This is a genomic window from Alcaligenes sp. GCM10023179, from assembly GCF_042653705.1.
Classification (GTDB): Bacteria; Pseudomonadota; Gammaproteobacteria; order Burkholderiales; family Burkholderiaceae_B; genus Alcaligenes; species Alcaligenes phenolicus.
This window is the reverse complement of record NZ_JBHSIQ010000003.1, coordinates 94,750-113,539: the sequence shown is the minus strand read 5'-3', so window position 1 is coordinate 113,539 and position 18,790 is coordinate 94,750. Positions and strand designations below refer to the sequence as shown.

The following is an 18,790-nucleotide window of genomic DNA, read 5'->3' as shown; positions in this document are numbered from 1 at the left end:
GTCCATCATTTGAGCACTACGCTCCCGCTATCGAGCCAATATGGAGAATCACCCAGGCCTGCTTCCAGCATGGTGTTGAGCTGGATACGGACGGCCCCTTTGGACACGCCACTCAATTTGAAGTCTCGGGGTGCCGAGTTCTTGATCTTCAGTCGATCGCTGATCAAACGACGGCCTTGCCCACCTTGGGAAGCCTTATCCACCATCAAGGTCACTTCCATGGATGGCAGTTGGCCATCGTCGTCGGGCGCATCGGCCATCTGACGACGCACCTTTTCGTTCAAGTGCAGGTAGTACAAGGGCGAAGCGGGCCAGCGCTCCACATCCAGCTGTCGGTAACCCAGGCGCAGGTAACTGCCCTGCATCAAGAGGTGATAACCGTCCGAGTCTTCGCTGCTGACGCTCTCCAGCGTCACCATTTCCTCGCGGGTATCGGGGTCCATCTGGAGCACGTCCTTGTAGACGATGTCCTGATCCTTGATCTGATTGTTGGAGTCAATAATCCCGATGTGACGCAGGGTAGAACGCGGGCGCAGATTCGATACTTTGAAATTGAACTGGTCGATATTCATGTTGTAGCAAAGCAGGCACAACATGGCGCCTACCGAGGCCGTGCTCTTGGGATCGTCGATCCGACCATTGGTATGGAAGGGATACCAGCTACCCGTGCGGTAATTGTGCAAAGGCAGCAGACGCGCTGGCGATACCGGCATTTGCGAGCGCATATAGGCCTGGACACCCGGCAGACGCGAAGGACGTCCGGCCATCAGCACAATGTCGCAATCGTAGTAGTTCAGCACCTCACTGAAGGCGCGCAAGGGGTCGTTGATATTCAAGGAACCGCTGACCAGACCTTGATGCAAATGAGCCAGATCAAAAGGCTGTTCAACCTTGGCCAACTCCAGGTCGACGCGTTGACCGGCATGTTTGTGCAGCTCGTCCAGAACGTACTGAACGACCTTGCTGGAGACTCGTGGCAAAGCATCCGCCGAACCTGCCGAGGCATGGGACAGCGGTGCATTGGCCTGATCGCCCTGCAAGTGCTCGAACTCCAGCAGTTCGCCCCACGGCAAGGACTGGACGGCGCGCGGGTCTTCATGCGGATCGTAGGCTTCGTAGCGTTTCAGGAACTCCAGGCCCAGTGGTACAAAAACCTGCAGGGCCAGTTGCTGACGCAAAACGGCTTTATCAGCATCGGCCTTTTCATTGCCGCACAGTCGCGACAAGAACACATCCGTGTCTTGCACACCGGCATGGCTCAAGGCGTCTTCAAAAGCAGGCAGCACATAACGCTGAATGACGTCCAGCAAGATGTCATCCCCAGCCACGCGGAAACTGTCGCGGAAACGCTGCTTGGGCGAGATGGTCAGATTGCTGCCACCGCCCGCCCCTGCCGGGCGACGCAAGGTGTAGTCGCTGATCACGATATCGGTGGTACCGCCACCAATATCAATAATGCCCAGCGTCAGGGTTTCCCGATCTTCCTTGTAGGGAGCGGCAACCGCGTCAAAGAACTCGTCAGCATGGCCTGCAAAGTTCTGAGTAATTTCGGTAAACAGGTAGACCAGTTGAGAGCTGGTGGCTTCGTCCCACTCCACCCGGAACTCGGGCAGAGGCACAAGCAGGTTCTCCGGCATGCGGCCCGACTCGGAAGGCTCCAGACCATAAGGGTCTTCTTCGCCTTGATACCAGTCCATGCTGGTCCACAGCAAACCAATGGCCTGGCGCAAACGCTCGGCCAGCAGGCTGCGCTCTACCAGCGGCATGCCGGGCGGTACGGTCAGAACGATATTGCTCAAGCGACGTGGTTTGTTGGAGTGACCTTGGCGTACCCGTTGGGCCGGGCTGTTGATTTGCAACAGCGCCTGAGCCAGCACCTCGGTCAGCATGAAGGTCATGACCGAGCTGCGCGAATAGAAAGGCTCGAACACAGGCAGACGATCGTCTTCGTCCAGGGTGTACAGGGCTTCGCCACGCTCGTCGATATGCAGGGAGAACGGTGCCGCCAGGGCACGCGGTTCTGCATCGGAGCGGTCGTACTGCTGGCTGAACCGCCAGCCGTGCTTGTATTCGTTTTCGTCCCACAAGTAACGCTTGGGGCTGGACAGCCCGGTCGTGCCCTCGGTGCCGCGACGGCGGGCAGCCAGACGTGCGGCCTCATCCCCGACACGCACCAAAGTGGGCCAGGAAAAGGCGGTGGGACGTCCGCTTTTCAGGGACAAGTGGTTCTTGCCAAAATCCGTCTGCGCAAACTCCACGCGACTTTCAAAAGGCTTGCTGTACACCTGATGCGGATGAGACAAGTCCCGCAGTTGCAGCACATAGTTCTGCCGCAAGCCGGAATCGTCCTGACCGTGGTTTTCAATCAGAATCCCGCAAGTGCGCGAATTCCCCACGTCCAGCACCAGATCCACAGGAATGACCTGCTCACTTTGCCAGTTAGCGGCCAGCACCTTGATGTCCGGCAGACGCACCCAGGCCTCGGAGCGGCCATCCACGCACTCATGCGGTGGGGCGAACAGGCTGAGCAAATTCAGGAAATGCAGCTGTGCCGAGTGCAAGGCGCTGACATCTTCACCAAAATCGATGTTGCGCGTTTTATTGACGTTGTCTTTATAGACTTCCAGCAACCATTCCTGCACCCAGTCACGGTTCAGGAACCAGTCCATATGGGCGCTGTCGCAGGCAATGCGGAACAAGGCCCCGGCATTGATATCTTCACGCAAGGGGGCCAGGTAAGCCGCGCCCTCGGTCAGGTCCACCACGCTGGTATCGCAGGCAAGCGTAATTCGGTGCGTATTGCCGTCGCGATCAGGCGTTTCCAGGCGCACCACGCGCAGGCGACTCCAACTGGCCGGGCCATGGTCAAAGCGATGCGGCGCCACAAAGCGCACATAGGGCACAGGCAGCCACAGGCCATCGAACAGGTCCAGGGTACGGCTCAGGGAGACATCGCATTCCTGATCATTGCGGCCACCGCCCTGGTACACCCCAACCTCGCCTTCGGGCTGATGGAACAGGGTTTGCTCCTGACCAAACTGCAAGCCTTCAAACAGAAAGCGCCAGTTCTGGCCGTTCGTGCTGAAGAAAGAATGGTTCAAGGTGCCCAGCTTCTTGCTGCCCACAGTGGGAGCATTGATGTCAAAACCAAAGTCCATGAACTGGACTCCGGTGTTTTCAATCAAGGTAACCAAGCCATCGTGTTTGAGTAATTCAGGCAACATAAGATTCAAGCACTCATCATTCGGATTGCTGCAAGATCAAAGGAAAGGCATTGGAGCCGTACATGCCCGCGCATTGGGCGGCAGCACCTGCCGCACCGGGGTCGCACACAATCTTGGGCATATCGTAAGCGGCATTGTCCGTGCACTTTGCGGCGGAATTGGCATTCAAAATCAAGCGACCCTGCTCAGACGAAGCCGACACGGGGGCTTCGCACTGAACACCGTCACCCCGCTTGATCTGCACATTGCCTGCCCCGTCTTTCAACTGATATTGCAGTTGCACGGGTTTGCCGGTTTGGCTGTCTTGCACACCCATGCGGGCGGCCCATTGGCCATTCAGGAAATCCATCTTGCCGGACTGCAAGGCATCAGGCGGCACCACCAAGGAACCGGCAGGGGCAGCAGGCGTGGCCGGAGCAGCTGGGTTGGCATCCGGTGTTGGGGGCGCGGCAGGATCAGCAGGCGGGCTTGCCGGGTCTTGAGGCAATTCAGGCGGCTGAGGATTGGCGTCCGTGCCGGGCTCGGCTGGCGGTGCAGGCGGCGTGGTATCGGGAGCTTGCCCCGCATCCGGAGCACCCGGCGCGGCAGGAGCATCCGCCCCCGGAGCAGCAACCCCTGGTGCTTCAACACCGGGAGCAGTGCCAGCACCTGTAGCGCCTGGAACCACTGGAACGGTGCCCGTGGGAGCAAGGCCTGTCGCATCCACACGACCATTCGGTAGCAAGGCGCCAGCATCCAGTTTGGGCAAGGACCAGCCCAGCCAATTACGGACTTTCTCGGGTAAATAGCTCCCTACGCTGGAGGTGAAAGAACCCAACGGTGTGTCAGGCACGACCGGCGTGGTGCACCAGCGCAAACCAAACAAGAGCAAGGCCAGCAACAAGAGCAAAGCCAGCAAACGCCACCACCAACGGGACCACCAACTGGCGGCCACCGGGGCCACAACAGGGGCTACCACAGGCTCGACAGGCGGCACTACCGGCGGGGCCACCACGGCTGCGGGCTTAGGCGTGGGCCTCAACGGCAATAAGGGGTCCTGGTTCTGATCCGCACCATGGTGCAGAAATCCCCAGAAGGTCAACACGGGCTTGCCGTTGACCAGATAAACAAAGTTGTCGTCCGGGAAATAAAGCACGCGGCGCAGCAAGCTGGAAAACAGAGCCTTGTCGCCCAAAGCCTCTTGCTCTTGGGCATCCATCGTTGGGGCCATCTCGTTCAGCCGGGCCTGAAAAGCACTTAATTGCTTCAAGCCTTCTTCGCGTTCTTGCTCGGTGGCTGCAGTCCAGGGCACGACCTGACCGGAGACCGGGCTGTACCAATCCAGCGTGGAACCCGTTTCATTGCTTTGCGGAATTGCCAGATGGTCGGCAAAGTTGCCTGCCCGACGGCGCAAGGCTTCTCGCAACTGTAAAGCGGAGCGAAATACCGGTCGGCCGCCCTCACCTAAAGCCATGAAAGCATCGGCACGGCCACTGCGCAGTAAAACCCCTTGCTTCATTGAGTTCCCGAAGAAAAAAAAGAAACATAGTACAACAAATAGGAAGCATCAAAGCCTGTGGGAAATGCCCATTCATAGGGCGTACACAAGGGAAAAAACGAGCTTTGAACCTTAAAGATTGCTGAACACCAAAAAGAACTCAAGGTCGCTTTAGTCCTTGTGTTCTAAATAGATAGATAAATAAGCAAACAGGGTTACGGCAAAAAATATAAAAAATGTACGACTCTGTACATAAAACAAAATTGTTATTGGCCAAATAGCCAAGGCACTGATTTTTTTAATTAAAACAAAAGTCCAATTCCGGCCTGATCCGGCGTCCAAACCTGCATCGCGAAAACGACGCCTGACCCTGCCCGCTTGCCAACGAGCCTCACCAGATACGGGTAAGCCGCCAAAAAACCACCATCCCGGTTATTCAGCTTGTTGTCATAGTCCTTTCACCTTGGGCCACTAGCATGAGCGCTACCCCCACAACTCAGCCTTGGCGCTATTTATCACTATGAGCAAACATATCTCCGACAAGACTGTTCGTAACGCTAGTCAGAACACCCCTTTTAGTGAAATCCTGGAACGAAGCATGACTCGCCGCGCCGTGATGCGCGGTGGCCTGGCAGCCGCCTTGGCCACCATGAGCAGCTTTGGGCTGGCTGGTTGCGATAGCAGCAGCACAGGAGGCAATTCCACTGATAACGGCGGCGAGAGCCCGAACCCCGGTCCCGGCCCTGATCCGGAACCACCAGCAAGCGTCAAACTGGGTTTTGAATCCCTGCCCACCTCCATGACCGACGGCTGTGTCGTACCTCCCGGCTACATTGCCCATGTACTGGCCCCGTGGGGTACGCCAATCAATGACAATGCCCTGCCCTGGGACAAGAACGGCAATAACAGCTCCAACGACTTGCTCAACTCCATGGGCATGCACCATGACGGCATGCACTTCTTCCCTCTGGAAGGAAGCTCTACCGAGGGCTTGCTGGCCGTCAACCACGAATACATTGATGAAAAAGCCCTGCACCCCAATGGGCCGACCCTGGTCAATGGCAAGCGCCCGGCAGAAGAAGTACGCAAGGAAATCAACGCCCACGGCGTGGCCATCATCCATATTCGTCGCACCAATGGCCGCTGGGACATCGTTCAGAACTCGCGCTACAACCGCCGCTTCACCTCGGCCACGGCCATGAAACTGGCTGGCCCTGTGGGTGGCACGGACTGGGTCAAGACCCCCTTCTCGCCCAACGGCACGCAAGTGCGCGGCACCAACAATAACTGCGGTAACGGCACCACGCCCTGGGGCACCTACATCACCGCTGAAGAGAACTGGGCAGCCTGCTTTGTCAACACCGGTATCCGCCCGCCTCACCAGCAGCGTGTGGGCGTATCGGCTGGCCCCGTTGGCCGCTACCAGTGGGAAACGGCTGCCAAGGATCCTTCGGAAGTCCTGGGCGAATTCGCCCGCTTTAACGTGACCGAAACAGGCGCCAGCGCCACCGAGGACTGGCGCAACGAAGTCAACGGTTTTGGTTACCTGGTCGAGATCGACCCTTACGACCCCAGCAGCATTGCCACCAAACGCACGTCCATGGGTCGCTTCGCTCACGAAGGCTGTGCCTACAGCAAGCCCGAAGCCGGCAAACCCCTGGCTTTCTATAGTGGCGACGATTCGCGCTTTGAATACGTGTACCGCTTCGTGTCCGAAGCCAACTGGGACCCGAAAGACGCCCAGCGCACGGATCGCCTGGCCGTGGGCGCCAAGTATCTGGACAAAGGCACCTTGTATGTCGCCCGCTTCAACGAAGACGGTTCGGGCGAATGGCTGGCACTGACGGGCTCTACCAAAGGCAAGGATGGCGGCACCTTGGCTGACAAGTTCAAAACCTTGGAAGAAATCCTGATCAATACCCGTGGCGCCGCTGACTTTGTCGGTGCCACCCCGATGGATCGCCCCGAGTGGACGGCCACCCACCCCAGCAATGGCGACATCTACCTGACGCTGACCAATAACACCAGCCGCAACGCGTCCACTGGCACCAACCCCGCGAACCCGCGCCTGAACAACGTCAACGGTCACATCATCCGCTGGCACGACGAACCCGGTTCGAACAAGTTCAAGTGGGATATCTTCGTATTCGGCTCGGACTCGGGTGCGGACGCAGATACCAACCGCTCCGGCCTGACCGACCTGAACCAGTTGGCCAGCCCCGACGGCCTGGGCTTCGACAGCCGCGGCATTCTGTGGATTCAGACCGACAACGGCATCGACGGCGGACGCAAGAACAATGTTGCGCGCGCCACCAACGACCAGATGCTGGCCGTGATTCCAGGTGCCTTGGCGGACAGCTCGGGCACCGGCCCGGCCATCAACGCCAGCAACCAGTCCGATCTGCGTCGCTTCTTTGTAGGCCCGAACGAAGCCGAAATTACGGGCTTTTCCATGACGCCGGACCACACCAGTCTGTTCCTGAACATTCAGCACCCCGTGAACTGGCCGGCCTACGACACCCATGACGCCACGGTAGTCAGCATGAACACGGTACGCCCGCGCTCTTCGACCGTCGTCATCCAACGTGCGGATGGCAAGCCTATTGCCGTGTAAGCGCAAGGGCGGGTTCGCTATTTGATTCCGCCCAAGCCAGTTTTTTCTTAAGTTTTTGCAATGCGGGGCCGTCAATAGATGGCCCCGCTGCTTTTTTTGACTACGCAATTCAAACAAGACCTCTGGATTGTCTGCTGCGGCACAGCGCAATCTGTTCCATTTCCAGGCAGCGAAATGGAAAAATCAGAATTCAGAGTCGGAAAACGAAAGCAAACAGGCCGCTGGGCACACTGGGTCGTCATGTTTGAAGCCGCGTAATTCAAGGCTTCAAGACAAAGTAGAGAAAATTTTCTCAACAGGCCCCTAAAGAGTTTTTTGCCCCATCCGTTAATGGTGCTGTACAGGAAGAACGCAGTGTGTCGAATGCGCGATCAGCCCCCTGGGGCCTAGCAGAACGCCAACGCTTTCCTGGGCAAAGGGCGAAACCGTTTCGCCGTTCTACTCAACATTGGGAGTTACCATGTCTGTTATCAATACGAACTCGCTTTCCCTCGTTGCCCAAGGCAATCTGAGCAAATCGCAAGGCGCACTGGGTCAAGCCATTGAGCGTCTGTCCTCCGGCCTGCGCATCAACAGCGCCAAAGACGACGCCGCCGGCCAGGCTATTGCCAACCGCTTCACCGCCAACGTGAACGGTCTGACCCAAGCTGCCCGCAACGCCAACGACGGTATCTCTATCGCTCAGACAACCGAAGGTTCGCTGAACGAAATCAACAACAACTTGCAGCGCATCCGTACTCTGAGCGTGCAAGCGACCACCGGCACCAACTCCGAAACCGACTTGGATTCGATCCAGGCTGAAATCAACCAGCGTCTGGCCGAAATCAACCGCGTTTCCGAGCAAACTCAGTTCAACGGCGTGAAAGTTCTGGCCAAAGACCAGTCCTTGGCCATTCAAGTTGGCGCTAACGACGGTGAAACCATCTCGGTTAACCTGAAGCAGATCGATTCCGGCACCCTGGACCTGGACGGTCTGGACGTGGCCAGCCTGGCCAAGAAATTCGACGCATCTTCGTTCGAACTGGCTGCTGCTACGGGTACTGGCACCGCTGCCACTCCAGCTCAAATGGGCGACTCCAAAACTGCCGTAACCGTCACTGGCGGCGGCTCCTTGATGACCATCAAGGGTCAGCCAACTGCCGGCGGTACCGCTGGTGCTGATACCCACTACATCGTTAAAGACGGCAAAGCTTACGCTGCCACCGTTACCGGTGACGCTGCAACCAACACCGTGACTGCCGCTGTTAACGGCGACGCCATCACCGACGAAGCTGTTCTGGCCAAAGTCACCCCACTGGCAGCCATCGACAAGGCTATCCAGGACGTGGACAACCTGCGTTCCGACCTGGGTGCGGTGCAAAACCGTTTCGAGTCCACCATCGCCAACCTGAACAACACGGTGACCAACCTGTCCGCTTCGCGTTCGCGTATTGAAGACGCCGACTACGCAGTCGAAGTCTCCAACATGACTCGTGCTCAGATCCTGCAACAGGCTGGCACCTCGGTTCTGGCTCAAGCCAACCAGGTTCCACAAACTGTTCTGTCGCTGCTGCGCTAAGCCGCTCGATAGTCTAGCCTTGGCTAGTCCTGCTTGATCAAGCAGGTATTACGCTCCTTTATCCACGGATAAGGGAGCGTTTTTTTTTGATGTAATGAGCCTTTTTATCCCGCAGGAACTCAGCCCCATGACGCGCCCCAAGCAGCACCGCTCCGCAAGCGGTATTTCTCCCCAGACGGCACAAACCATCCTGAATCTGCTTGATCGCAATCAATGGGACCAGGTCGAGCCCCTGCTGATCAAACTGCGCCAAAAACACGGTGACGATTTTCGCTTGCTGGTCTGGCATGGCGATGCGCTGCGAGGCCTGGAGCGTTTCCCAGAAGCAATTGGGCTTTATCGCCAGGCACTGGCGCTGGAGCCACAGAACAATGAAAGCCTGACATTGAGCCTGGCCATGTGTTTGCGCAAAGAGGGCCAACTGGATGAGGCCTTGCACTTGTCCAGTCAGGTTCTTCAGGTGCGCCCCGACTACGCAGGCGCCTGGGCTTTGCAAGGGGATATCTATAAAGATAAGGAGCTGCTGGCACAGGCCCGCGATGCCTATCTGGAAGCTCTCAAGCACGCCGTCGCTCCCTTGGATGCGCTGCTCTATGTCAAGCTGGCCCCTTTCACTCAACTGGCGCCCGAACCCGGCATTCTGCAAGCCCTGGAAGCGTTTACGAACGATGCAGAGCAGCCCATTAATGACCGTGCCAATGTACTGGCCACCCTGGGCAAGATCTGGCTGGATGCGCAAGAGACCGACAAGGCATTCGCGTATTATCAAAAAGCGAATAATCTCATAAAAGGGGCATTTGCCAGCCCTCACAAAAGCTTGATCCCTCAAGTTAACGGGCTGCGAGTGAACTTTACGGCGGAGCTGTTCAACGCTCTGTCCCCGTTTGGCGTGCAGTCCGCCCCACAGATTTTCATCACGGGCTTTTCCCGCTCAGGAAAAAGCCTGGTCGAATCCCTGTTCCGCAGTGCCGCCAAGGTGCGCCTGACAGGCGAGAGCCTGCAACTGGACCAATATAGACAAAACGTCCTGGCCCGCTTTCAAAACAATCTTGAAAACTATCTGACCGCTCAGACTCCCAGTTCTATTCAGCACGATGCGCACACCTACCTGAGCAGCTTGGGAAATGAAGAAGAGGTCAGCATCTCCACCCTGCCCTCAGACTTGTGGAACCTGGGTTTTATCGGCCTGTGGTTACCCAAAGCCCCTATTGTTTTTTGTGTACGCGGCCTGCTGGATCTGGGTGCCACGGTGTACTGCCAGCAATACAAATCCTTCGAGGGCAACCACTACAGCTACGACCTGCCAACCCTGGGCGAACATATCGCACTTTACGAGCACATGATGGCGCATTGGGCACAGGTCCTGCCCAACCCCGTCTTTCTGGTTGATTATGAAGCCCTGGTCCGTGATCCCCAGACTGTCATGGACAATCTGTTTGAGCAGCTGGGCCTGGAGCGCCAGCAGTCCTATACAGATGCCGTTGCAGCCAACGCCAGCATGGCTGCCGAGATTGGCCCGATCAGCTCCTTTGACGTTGCCATGCCCATGACCGACCGCTTCATCGGCTTTGGCGAGCGCTTCCGCGAACAATTGGCACCTATGGTTCAGCGCTATCAGTCCACCTGTCAGGAACTGGCCCAGGAGCAGCAGGCCAACATGGCCGACTTGCCCGCCCAACTGAAGGTCCGCAACACCAAGCCCGACAACAGCCCGGCAGAAGCCGACTTCAGCTGGCAGCTGTCACAGGTGATCACCGTAGCGGACAACACCTCGTATCTGCTGCGTCAGCAAAAGGCGCAGGACCTGGTCGAGTCTGGTGCCTGCACCTTGCTCAGCTTCGATCCCTCCGGCGAACTTGCCCCATTGGCGCAAGCACTGAGCAAGCCATCCCTGCATTACATTTCCCAGGCGCTGCTGGGAGATGGTCAGCCCGGCACCTTGCATTTGGCGCTGGACGCGGCCTATAACAGCACCCTGCCTCCTGTCGCCAAGCAACAAGGCCCGGCCTATCTGGCCCAAAAAACCATGACGCTGGCTCAGTTGCCCGTCACCACCTATGCGCTGGACGCCATTGAGGGATTGGACTGGCTGGACTATCTGATCCTGGACGGCGTCTACGACCATGCCAAGATCCTGGAACATGGCACTGAGCGCCTTGCCAATGCCTTGCTGATCCAGGTCAGCGTCGCCCTGGTCACAACACAAGAGGGACAAACGGATCTGGCCGCCTTGCTGCAATGGGCCGAGCAACATGGTTTCCGTCTTTTGCGTCTGATCGATGAGCAGTTCGAACAACACATGCCCGCACGCCAGGATCTGGCTGTGCAACCTGCCGGCAACCAACTGCGCCGAGCCTCTGCCTTGCTGGTCCCCAGCTATCAACGCCAGGCCCAATTGAGCCCCACACAAATCCTCAAGCAGGCTTTCCTGCTGGATACGGTGCACGACATCCATGATTTCAGTTACGAGCTACTGCTGCAAATCGACCCGACACTAGCCGAAGGCTACCTGAAAGCCCGAGGCTACTTTGAGCTCAAACGTAATGGGCCGGATCTGCGCGAAATTCAGCATATCCGTCAAATGCTGCACACTAGTGACTTGCCTGTCCCCCGCCATCAGACACGCAAGTGGATCGAGCAATATCCAGCCGACCCACTCGTTCAGAGTCTGTACGCCGAATGCCTGTCCTGGTCAGGGCATCATCGTTCAGCCATTGTGACGATTCAGGAAGCCATCTCCAAAGCTCCAGACGAACTGATCCTGCGCCAAACCTATATAGACATCATGAATCGCGCCGGCATGTGGTGGGAGGCCACAGACCTCGCCCGCGCGCTGTATGCTCGCTACCCGGATCAACAAGACGTTCAGGCTCAGTGGTGGGACACACTGGCTGCACAGGTCAAGCCCGACACGGCAGAACTGAACGAGGCCCTGTCCCGCAGCCAGTCTGCCAAGCCACACATGACAACAGCGGAGCAGATACAGCACCATGCCACCCGTGGCCGCTTGCTCGCGCACAGCCAGCAATGGGAGCAGGCTTGGCAAGAGCACGAACAAGCCTTGCTTCTGGCGCAGAACAGCCAGGGTCCCGAACTGGCCCGCCCCTTGATTGCCAAGGCCGATAGCCTGTACGAAGCAGGCCAGATCAATGAAAGCTGCGAGCACCTGTGGCAAGCCTGCGCGACCTACCGCTATTCGCCCTACACCGTCCACGCCTACCGCAAGCTCAATGCGCGCCTGCCCGAAAGCACGCAGGCAGATCTGCAGAGCATTGCCGCCCTGCACCAGAAAATCGAGCAAATCTGGGCAGGTTACAAGCAAGATAATCTGCAGTACGCCTTCGGCGACTTCGGCCTGCCCTATCAAGGCTTTGAGCCGCTAAAACTGGCGGGCTCACGACCGGCCATGCAGCGACTTGAAACCTACGGCCTGCAAGAACTGCTGCCCGCCAATGCCAGCGCCCTGGATATTGGCTGCAACCATGGCTTCTTGCTGATGGGCCTGGCTCCACATCTCTCCCATGGCTTGGGATTTGATATCAGCCAAAGCTGCATTGACGTTGGCAAGGCGGTGGCAGAACATTTGGGGCACAAGCACATTGAACTGAGCAGCCAGCCCTTTGATGACTTCAAATCCAAACAGCGCTTTGACCTGGTCATTGCCTGCGCGGTGCATCACTGGATTGGCGTGCCTTTGTCAGAATTCGGCACCAAGCTGTTCAACTTCTGCAAACCCGGCGGCCTGGTCCTGCTGGAAAGTCAGGGCACACGCGAGACCACACGTACGGAAGTGGATTTCGAGGCCAAAGCCACCACCATGGCCAGTGCCGGATTTACCGTCATTCGCAAAGGCAGCCTGTGCGATGACGGCATTAACTACCGGGAGTTCTGGATTTTGCAGCGCAAGAAGTAAGCAGCATCCTCTGCAATAAAAAAGCCAGCCCTAGGGCTGGCTTTTTACTTCCTAAAGAATATTCCACAAACATAGGCCGAGTGAACTCAGCCCAGAGAAGATAAACCGCGAGCTCAAAAAGCTACAAAAGAACCTGAAATTCCGCGCTATCGGAAATGGCATCCCATTGGTCTTTGGCAAGACTGGCGCGGATACGGGCCACGGCCTGGCTACGCAGTTGGGATACGCGCCCTTCTGTCACACCCAGCACCAGAGCAATTTCTTTCTGATTCAAATCTTGCTCAAACTGCAAGGCGAACAGCAACTTCTCACGTTCAGGCAGTTGGTCGATGGCGGTAATCAAGGCTTGCCGAAGCCCCTGGGAAGTCAGCAGGTTCAAGGGATTATCGAAGTACGCCTGCTCGCGCGTGCTGTCTTCCAGAAACTCCAGCGCATCAGCGGAAGGATCGGCATGACGTTTCAGGTCTTCGTAATGAATCACCTGCACGCCGACCGCCTCATCCAGCAGTTCGTAGTAATCGTCCATGCTCATGGACAAGGCTTCAGCGATTTCCGGCTCGGTGGGCTCGCGCAGCAGTTCCTGACGCAAGGTACTGACGGCCACTTCGATCTGGCGCGCTTTGCTGCGCACACTACGCGGCAGCCAATCCTGGCTGCGCAACTCATCCAGCATGGCGCCACGAATTCGGGTGACCGCGTAGGTGTCAAACTGGGCCTCGGCCACCACCTGGTAACGACGCACGGCGTCCAGCAGGCCCATCATGCCCGCCTGCATCAGATCATCCAGTTCAACGCTGGGAGGCAGGCGCGACACAAGCTGGAGCGCTTGGCGGCGCACCAATGGGGCGTACTGCTCAACCAGGACGTCTTCTGAACGAGGCATGGACAGGCAAGAATCCGGACAATAAAGATTGAGCTATTTTGCCTGCCCGCCCTGCCCGACAGTCCCCAAATCAAACAGTCTTTCGCCATCTTATTCAGGCTTTAAACGGGTCTGACGCGGCCAAAAACCAAAATATCTCCTAAAGAATTGGATCGTTATAGGTGCCAAGCCCCCCCCATTGAGCAGGCCTGCCACCAAGCCCCTTCTGGAGTGATGTCATGATCAACTCAGTTTCATCTCAAACGACGGCCTTGGTGCCCCTAGCCTCCCCAGTGGAGCAAAATCCCGGCACCCCTACGCCTTCGGCGGCCACCACGGTGACCCCCATCAAGGAAAGCAGTACCGATACCCAGTTGCAGCAACGCTGGCCCGACAAACGCGAACCCGTGCCCGGCATGGTCAACACGCTGGACGACACCCTGGACCAGATCAACAACTCCTTGCAGGCCTGGTCCACCGGCATTCGCTTCAATATGGACGACGAGGCCCAGCGTCTGGTGGTCTCGATTGTGGACAACTCGACCGGCGAGGTTCTGCGCACCGTCCCATCTGACGCGGTGATCCAGATTGCCAAGATGATCGTGCAATTGCAGGGCAACGCGGTCAGCGTAAAGGTTTAAAAACCAAACTGGCATCGAAACTTCCCATTGACATGGGCTTTGCGCGCGACACATTCGCGACAAAATAGGACACTACAGGAGTATTTGATATGGCTATTTCTTCAATTGGCGTGGGCTCAGGTCTGAAGCTGGACGAGCTGCTGGAAGATTTGCGCAAGACGGAAAAGAAGAGTCTTGCTGTCATCCAGAACCGCCAGGTGGCCAATACCAACAAGATCTCGGCCTACGGTCAGCTCAAAAGCAGTCTGGCAGAGCTGCAAACCGCCGCCAAGGCCCTGAACTCGGAAGACTCGTTTGGCGCGGTCAAAGTCACCGCTAATAGCGAAAACATCAAGGTGACCGGCAATTCCAAAGCAGCGCCCGGTCAGTACGTGATCAAGGTTGATAATCTGGCTACCCGCCAGACCTTGACGGCGGCCTCTCAAAGCTCGCGTGATGAGGCCATGGGCGAAGGCGGGGAAATTACCGTTCGCCTGGCCAATGGCACAGAACACGTCCTGAACATGAAAGGCAAGGACACGTCCTTGCAAGGCGTGATGAACGCGATCAATGCCGACACTGAGTTGGGCATGAAAGCGACCATTATCAACACTGGCGATCCGGACGAGCCATACCGCCTGCAACTGTCAGCCGGTGCAACGGGTGAAGCAGCGTCGATCAGCTCCATCAGCGTCAGTGGCAATGATGAACTGGCCGAGGTACTTACCTTTGATGCTGCCGACCCGGCTGCCAGCGGCTTTGAGCAAACCAAGGCACTCAACGCCAAGTTGACAGTGAACGGCATTGCCATCACAAGCCAGAGCAACACCCTCAAAGACACTATTGAGGGTCTGGAGATCACGCTGAACAAGGCTGGCGGTGACCCGGTCAATGTAGAAGTTGCCAAAGACGACAGCGTGGCCGCCAAGGCAATCAAGGACTATGTCGAGGCGTACAACAAGTTCAACAAGTCGATTCGTTCCTTGACAGCCTATAACGTCGAGCTGAAAAAAGGCGCCGCCCTGACGGGCGACTCCATGGCACGTGAGGCTCAAAATGCCATGCGTGACGCCACCCTGGGGCACGTTCCCAGCGAAGGCGAGATCCGCTCCATGGTAGGTCTGGGCATCAATATCGATCCCAAGACAGGTGATCTGCAGCTGGACGAGAAAAAACTGAACGAAGTCTTGAAGACCAATATGGTCGACGTCAAGAACATGTTTGTGGGCGAACACAGCGTTGCCGGTCGCGTTGAGGCCGCAGCAGAGGAATTTATCAAGAAGGGTGGCCGTATTGATAATGCCCAGGAAGGCGCTGAGAAAGTCGGCAAAAAACTGCAAGATCAGTTCGAAGCCGCTGACCAGCGCATCGAGAACAAGATGGAAGCCTATCGCAAGCAGTTTGTCCAACTGGACGTCATGATCAACCGCATGCAAGGCACCAGCAATTACCTAAGCCAGCAACTGTCCATGCTGGGCAATATGAACAGCAATAAATAAACCCCTATGAGCTATCCTGCCCCTTCCCGTCGCTTTGGCCAACAATCGGTTCGCGCCTACGCTCAAGTAGGTCTGGAAACCGAGGTCCTGAGCGCGAGCCCCGAACATCTGATTACCCTGTTATTTAACGGTGCTCGCACCGCCATGCTGCAAGCGCGCTTGCATATGGAACAGGGCAATATTGCCGGGCGGGGGCAGTCATTATCGAAAGCTATTGATATTGTCGATAGCGGCCTGAAAATGGCGGTCGATACCGAAAAGGGCGGAGAGCTGGCCCGCAATCTGGTCGCTACCTATGACCTGATTTTGCACAATCTGATGCTGGCCAACCTTCGCAATGACGCGGAAAAGCTGACGCTGGCCGAGCGTTTGCTGACCGATATTGCCGATGCCTGGCGCAGCAATGTTGATACCCAACGTGCCAAGCAGCCAGCTTGACTCCGGGGCTCGCGGGACAGGTTCTGTTCCTGACCTGCACCTCCAACCTCCTTTGCGCCTTTAGCGCCTGGTACGAACATGAGCGATACCTCTAACCCGATCGTCGATCAATATCAAATTATCGCCAACATCACCCGTCACATGCTGGAGCTTGCCCAAACGGCTCGCTGGGAGGATGTGTTTGAACAATCCGAACACTATCAACTCGCCGTGGAAAAGCTCAAGAACATGGAAGACCTGTCTATTACTGAAAAACAGGCACGCCGTCAGTTGCTGACCCAAATTCTGGAAGACGACGCCCAGATCCGCCATCTGGCCACCCCCGAACTGGGGCGTCTGGGTGCACTGCTGGGCAATATGAAGCGCCAGCAAACCGTGTTGCAAGCGTATTACAGCCCTAGCGTTCATCCATGAGCATAGGCGGCCCCTCCCCTTTGGGGACGCTGCTTATTCAACGGCTCGATGCCGTTCTGGGTATCAGCACTGGACAGCAAAGCAATATCGCCACGGGCGCCCGGCCGGACGCCATCAGCCAGACACCGGGCAGCCAACGCCCCGAGCGCGCCGAAAACCAAACGGCTCGTGATCAACGCCAGAGCGTAGATCAAGCCCGCGCCCACACCCAGGGTCGCGATAGCCGGAATATCCGCACACAAAGCGGTCAAACCTCGACCGACCCGGCTCTGAATGCACGTGGCCCCAATACGGCCACCACGAGCTCGGCCCCCACAACCCTGGGGCGCACTGCCCAATTGATCCTGTCCTTGCTGGAGCGCTTTCCGGATCGTGCCCCTGCGATCCAGGGACGACAGGCCTTGTTACCTGGCCGCCCCACGATGCAGGCAGACGGCAAGGAACCCACGCGCCCCGGCAGTGATACCCAGACGGCGGGACGCGCAAACACAGCACAGAGTACCGCCAGCACAATCGCCACCGTGGCTCAGCAGCGGCTGCCCTTGCCCGGTAGCACAGCAACGGGCAGCGCAAACGCGGGCTCTGCCAATGCAATGACAACAGGCAGCAGTGCTGTGGGAACAGGCACTGCCGCAGGCACGCCCAGCACGGGCACTACGACCACCGGCGCCGCAACCCCAAGCCCCCTGCCTACAGGCAGCACGGCTGCTCTGGCCCAGCATTTCAGCCAGGCTTTGCCCCAGGCCTTGCAACAAAGCGGGCTATTCTACGAGTCTCATCTTAGTGATCTGCACTTTGGGCAACGCAGCGTTGGCGAATTACAGCAAGAGCCGCAAAACCTGAATCGCCCCGCTGCCGAAACACATACCAGCACGAGCCAGAATCCTCAGACTCAGGCCAGCGCCCAGGACCCGGCCAATAGCCTGCTGGTGCGTCAGCAACTGGATACGCTGGCCCATCAGAACCTGCAATGGCAAGGTCAGGCCTGGCCGGAGGCCGACATGAACTGGAGCGTGCAACGTCACCAGGCCCAGTCAGAGGACGAAACCGAACACTGGTCCAGCACCCTGCAACTGGACCTGCCCACGTTGGGGCCGATCACCCTACGGCTCAACCTCCTGAACCAGCAATTGCTGGTCCATATTCAGGCCGATCAATCCGCCCCTTATCTGGACGAAAACAGCCTGCCCTTGCGCGAACGTCTGCAAGACCAGGGCCTGATCCTGAGCCAATTGCAGATTGAAGCCGACCCGACCCTGCCGCAGGACCTGCCCGATGAGTCATGATTCCCCCTCCCATCGCCCGCAGGCCCTGGCCTTGCGCTACGAGCCCAAAGACGGAGCCCCGCGTGTCGTTGCCAAAGGCTACGGCACCTTGGCCGAAAAAATTGTCGAGACCGCCCGCGAGCACGGTCTGTACGTACACGAGTCCCCCGAACTGGTCGGCCTGCTGATGCAGGTGGATCTGGACCGTCATATCCCCCCTCAGCTCTATCAAGCCGTGGCTGAATTGCTGGCCTGGCTCTACGCCCTGGAACAAGGCCATCCCCAGGCCACACAAGCCTTGCAGGCTTTGCACGACGCCCCAAAAACTTGAGCCTGCTATTTATAAGGGCTGAAAAGCCCCTGTTTTTGGGCTTAGATACCCTGCTTAGCCTCGCGTTCTAAACGTTACATTAAGCACGGCAAGCTGCCCGCACCTGTGCGCGTGGCCCATCCTGACTTTCTGGCAAGCGAATATGTCGATTTCCAATCTCTCCAGCATTGAAAACCTTTTGGCCCAGATGCGCGCAGTTGCGCAAGCGGCCGGGGCTTCCAGTTCTGTGTCCTCCTCGGCCAGCAGCGCCGCTCCCGGTGGTTTTGCCGCCGAGCTGGCCCGCTCTTTGAACCGGGTTTCCCAGGCACAGAACGAGGCCAATGCCCAGGCTCAGGCCTTTGAAATGGGCGAGCCCGGAATTTCCTTGAACGACGTGATGATTGACCTGCAAAAAGCCAGCGTTGGCTTTCAGGCCACCGTCCAGGTACGCAACCGCTTAGTGGCCGCCTACCAAGAAATTGCCAGTATGCCGGTATAAGCGCCTGATTCTTTCATGCCCGCCGCCCTTTCCTTAATGCTGCCTGAGCACGTCCTGATTTGAACTCCCCTGATTCCATGCAGAACCCTGCCTCTGC

At 57.5% G+C, this 18,790-nt stretch carries 13 protein-coding genes; 10 read left to right on the top strand and 3 right to left on the bottom strand.

Going from position 1 to position 18,790, the window contains the following annotated elements:
- Positions 1-5: 5 nt before the first annotated feature.
- The gene (locus ACFPDR_RS14455; RefSeq protein WP_035269121.1) at positions 6-3,224 is read right to left on the bottom strand and encodes a virulence factor SrfB; all 3,219 of its coding nucleotides are present in this window, start codon (positions 3,222-3,224) and stop codon (positions 6-8) included.
- Between the two features lie 16 nt (positions 3,225-3,240).
- The gene (locus tag ACFPDR_RS14450; RefSeq protein WP_137431348.1) at positions 3,241-4,722 is read right to left on the bottom strand and encodes an SrfA family protein; all 1,482 of its coding nucleotides are present in this window, start codon (positions 4,720-4,722) and stop codon (positions 3,241-3,243) included.
- A gap of 577 nt (positions 4,723-5,299) precedes the next feature.
- Here ACFPDR_RS14450 and ACFPDR_RS14445 point away from each other — a divergent pair.
- The 3 genes from ACFPDR_RS14445 (at position 5,300) to ACFPDR_RS14435 (ending at position 12,786) form a co-directional block, all read left to right on the top strand.
- The gene (locus ACFPDR_RS14445; RefSeq protein ID WP_376911310.1) at positions 5,300-7,315 is read left to right on the top strand and encodes a PhoX family protein; all 2,016 of its coding nucleotides are present in this window, start codon (positions 5,300-5,302) and stop codon (positions 7,313-7,315) included.
- Between the two features lie 460 nt (positions 7,316-7,775).
- Positions 7,776-8,873: a FliC/FljB family flagellin gene (locus ACFPDR_RS14440; protein ID WP_137431350.1), complete on the top strand. Its 1,098-nt coding sequence runs from the start codon at positions 7,776-7,778 to the stop codon at positions 8,871-8,873.
- A gap of 127 nt (positions 8,874-9,000) precedes the next feature.
- The gene (locus ACFPDR_RS14435) at positions 9,001-12,786 is read left to right on the top strand and encodes a sulfotransferase (protein ID WP_376911308.1); all 3,786 of its coding nucleotides are present in this window, start codon (positions 9,001-9,003) and stop codon (positions 12,784-12,786) included.
- Between the two features lie 121 nt (positions 12,787-12,907).
- On the opposite strand, the gene ACFPDR_RS14430 is transcribed toward ACFPDR_RS14435, so the two are convergent.
- Positions 12,908-13,669 carry an RNA polymerase sigma factor FliA gene (locus ACFPDR_RS14430; RefSeq protein ID WP_083053875.1) on the bottom strand — a complete coding sequence of 254 codons (762 nt, stop codon included), beginning with the start codon at positions 13,667-13,669 and terminating at the stop codon, positions 12,908-12,910.
- Between the two features lie 218 nt (positions 13,670-13,887).
- Here ACFPDR_RS14430 and ACFPDR_RS14425 point away from each other — a divergent pair, with 218 nt between their 5' ends.
- From ACFPDR_RS14425 to fliE, 7 genes are all read left to right on the top strand, one after another.
- A complete protein-coding gene (locus tag ACFPDR_RS14425) occupies positions 13,888-14,289 on the top strand; it encodes a flagellar protein FlaG (RefSeq protein ID WP_170978593.1) in 402 nt (133 codons plus the stop codon).
- An 89-nt stretch (positions 14,290-14,378) separates the two neighbouring features.
- Positions 14,379-15,767 (top strand): flagellar filament capping protein FliD, encoded by a 1,389-nt coding sequence (gene fliD, locus ACFPDR_RS14420; RefSeq protein ID WP_247965757.1) that lies wholly within the window; start codon positions 14,379-14,381, stop codon positions 15,765-15,767.
- A 6-nt stretch (positions 15,768-15,773) separates the two neighbouring features.
- Entirely contained in the window at positions 15,774-16,205 is a 432-nt protein-coding gene (gene fliS / locus ACFPDR_RS14415) for a flagellar export chaperone FliS (RefSeq protein WP_026484537.1), read from the top strand.
- 78 nt (positions 16,206-16,283) lie between these two features.
- Complete coding sequence (locus ACFPDR_RS14410) at positions 16,284-16,619, top strand: flagellar protein FliT (protein WP_137431353.1); 336 nt, start codon at positions 16,284-16,286, stop codon at positions 16,617-16,619.
- Positions 16,616-17,905, top strand: a complete 1,290-nt coding sequence (locus ACFPDR_RS14405) for a flagellar hook-length control protein FliK (RefSeq protein WP_137431354.1) — start codon at positions 16,616-16,618, stop codon at positions 17,903-17,905. The genes ACFPDR_RS14410 and ACFPDR_RS14405 overlap by 4 nt, the downstream gene beginning before the upstream one ends.
- A complete protein-coding gene (locus ACFPDR_RS14400) occupies positions 17,895-18,215 on the top strand; it encodes an EscU/YscU/HrcU family type III secretion system export apparatus switch protein (RefSeq protein ID WP_035269091.1) in 321 nt (106 codons plus the stop codon). The genes ACFPDR_RS14405 and ACFPDR_RS14400 overlap by 11 nt, the downstream gene beginning before the upstream one ends.
- 142 nt (positions 18,216-18,357) lie before the next feature.
- On the top strand, positions 18,358-18,693 hold the full coding sequence (fliE, locus tag ACFPDR_RS14395; protein WP_009458068.1) for a flagellar hook-basal body complex protein FliE: 336 nt from the start codon (positions 18,358-18,360) through the stop codon (positions 18,691-18,693).
- Positions 18,694-18,790 lie beyond the last annotated feature (97 nt).